Here is a 1,184-nt window from a genome sequence, read left to right on the forward strand (position 1 = left end):
CTGGGCTTTGACATCGACCAGAGCAAGGTTGATGCCCTGACCGCCGGCAAGAGCTATATCGAGCATATCAGCGCCGACAGCATTGCCACGGCCCGTACCCGCGGCTTTGAAGCCACTACCGACTTCTCCCGTGCGCCGGAAGCCGACACCCTGATTCTGTGTGTGCCGACCCCGCTGAACAAATACCGCGAGCCGGACCTGAGCTTCGTGCTGGACACCATGGACAGCCTGGTGCCCTATCTGCGCGAAGGCCACCTGGTATCGCTGGAATCCACCACCTATCCGGGCACCACCGACGAAGAACTGCTGCCGCGCATGGAATCCCGCGGCTTCAAGGTGGGCGAAAACGCCTTCCTGGTGTTCTCGCCGGAACGTGAAGATCCGGGCAACCCCAATTTCACCACCCGTACCATTCCCAAGGTATGCGGCGGCTACAGCCCGGCTTGCCAGGAAATCGGCGTGGCGCTGTACAGCGCGGTGATCGACAAGGTGGTGCCGGTATCCTCCACCCGCGCCGCGGAAATGACCAAGCTGCTGGAAAACATCCACCGTGCGGTGAATATCGGTCTGGTCAACGAAATGAAGATCGTGGCCGACAAGATGGGCATCGACATTCACGAAGTGATCCGCGCTGCCGCCACCAAGCCTTTCGGCTTCGTGCCCTACTATCCGGGCCCGGGCCTGGGTGGCCACTGCATCCCGATTGACCCGTTCTACCTCACCTGGAAAGCGCGTGAATACGGTGTGAACACCCGTTTCATCGAGCTGGCAGGTGAAGTCAACAGCACCATGCCCGACTGGGTGGTGGCCAAGGTGGCTGCCGCGCTAAACACCCGCAAGAAAGCCATCAACGGCAGCCGCGTGCTGGTGCTGGGCATTGCCTACAAGAAGAACGTGGACGACATGCGCGAAAGCCCGTCGGTGTTCCTGATGGAAAAACTGCGCGACCTGGGCGCGGAAGTATCCTACAGCGATCCGCACGTGCCGGTATTCCCCAAGATGCGCGAGCACCACTTCGAGCTGTCCAGCGTGGCGCTGGATGCGGCCACCATTGCCAGCTACGACTGCGTGTTGCTGGCTACCGACCATGACAAGTTCGATTACACGCTGCTGAAGCAACATGCCCAGCTGATCGTCGACAGCCGTGGCAAGTATCTGGAACCCGCCGACCACATCGTCAAGGC

General features: G+C 60.8%; 1 protein-coding gene. It reads left to right on the forward strand.

Translation table 11 applies throughout. The features are described from left to right. A partial coding sequence (locus tag AWT75_RS20400; RefSeq protein WP_062791580.1) for a nucleotide sugar dehydrogenase occupies positions 1 to 1,184 on the forward strand: 1,184 nt, incomplete at both ends.

Source organism: Aquitalea pelogenes (genome assembly GCF_001515305.1).
GTDB lineage: Bacteria > Pseudomonadota > Gammaproteobacteria > Burkholderiales > Chromobacteriaceae > Aquitalea > Aquitalea pelogenes.